Below are 1481 nucleotides of genomic sequence, written 5' to 3'. Positions count from 1 at the left end.
GTCCCCGCCACCCTCGCCACCCTCCTCGCCCTCGGCCTGACCGCCCTGACCTTCCTCACCGTCCGCGCGGTCCTGCGCACCACCCTCACCCACACCACCCGCGCCGCCCGCGCCCTCCGCAACACCCTCTCCGGCACCCCCCGCTCCGTCATCGCCGCCGCCATCGCCGCCGCCATCTGCACCGCATACAGCGCAGACGTCGCCTGGCGATTCGCCGCGGCCTGGCTCGAGATGGACTCCATGGAGGAGCGCATCCTCATGTTCGCGGTCGGGGAGATCGCGCTCTTCGCCACCGCCCTGATGGCACGGGACAACGTCCTCAAAACCGGGACCCCGGGTACGCCCGGCACGCTGGTGTGGGTCATCACCACCGCCCAGATCCCGCCCTGCTTCATGGTCACCGAGTCCCTGGTGGCCGGCGCCGTCCGCGCGTTCTTCGGCCCCGTCGCCGCCGGCCTGCTCTGGCACCTGGCCATGGGCATCGAGCTGCGGCACGCCAAGCCCGAGATCCGCCCCAACAGCCTCCCCGCCATCCTGATCAGGGAGGCCCGGGAGCGGCTGCTGTCCTACCTCGGAGTCGCCAACCGCGACCGGACCGCCGCCCAGATCGCCCGCGACCGCGCCACCCACCGCGCCGTCGCCTACGCCGCCCGCCGCAAGGCCCTCGACGACCGCAGCCTCGTCCTCTTCCGTCGGCTGCGCGAGTCCATGCTCGACACCCGCACCGCCCGCGCCGTCGCCCGCGCCGACGTCGGCGTCGACGACGAGCAGCGCGAGACCCTGATGAAGCGCCTCGCGGTCTACTTGAACGCGGGTCAGCTCTCGAAGCTGGACCTCTCCTCTCCCTGGCAGCCGGCCGACGTCGTCCCCGTTGTCCCGACGGTGTCGTTGACCAAGGCACCCCGCACGGCGGCCCCGACGGCGGCGGTTGCCGCGTCGCCCGCCGTCCCGGAGCTGCCGTCGCCCCCCGCCGCCACGGCGCCCCGACGCGACGTCACCCCGACGACACCCGCCGTCCCCGTCGCCCCGACGGCCAACGGCACCACGGCGACGGCACCCGCTGTCCCCGTCGCCCCGACGGCCGACGGCAACGGCGCCCCGACGGCCGACGGCAACGGCGCCACCCCGACGACCGACGCCACGTCGCCCCGTCCCACCGACGGTGCCCCAACGACCGTCACCCCCGACGACGACGGCGCCCGACGCCCGACGCCCGACGTGCCCACCGACGGCGGCACCCGACGCCCCACCACCGACGGCCCCGTCCTCTACACCGCCCCCACCGGCGAGGAGTACACCAACCCCGCCGAAGCAGCGATCCGCCCCCTCTACGACCGCCTCAACGGCGGACGCCCCACCACCCGCCTCATGCGCGAAGCCCTCCGCGCCGCCGGCCTGCGCGACAGCGAGTCCACCGCCCGCGACGCCCGCCGCCGCATCGAGAGGCGCGAACCCCACCTCCAGCAGCGCCTCCCCGCCCT

1 protein-coding gene is annotated in these 1481 nt (G+C 75.3%); it reads left to right on the top strand.

Going from position 1 to position 1481, the window contains the following annotated elements:
• The coding region (locus tag FOE67_RS25530; RefSeq protein ID WP_182667182.1) for a hypothetical protein at positions 1–1481 on the top strand (1481 nt) is incomplete at both ends.

It is taken from the genome of Streptomyces calidiresistens, from assembly GCF_014141525.1.
GTDB classification, from domain to species: domain Bacteria; phylum Actinomycetota; class Actinomycetes; order Streptomycetales; family Streptomycetaceae; genus Streptomyces; species Streptomyces calidiresistens.
This window is presented reverse-complemented; position numbering and strand designations above follow the sequence as displayed.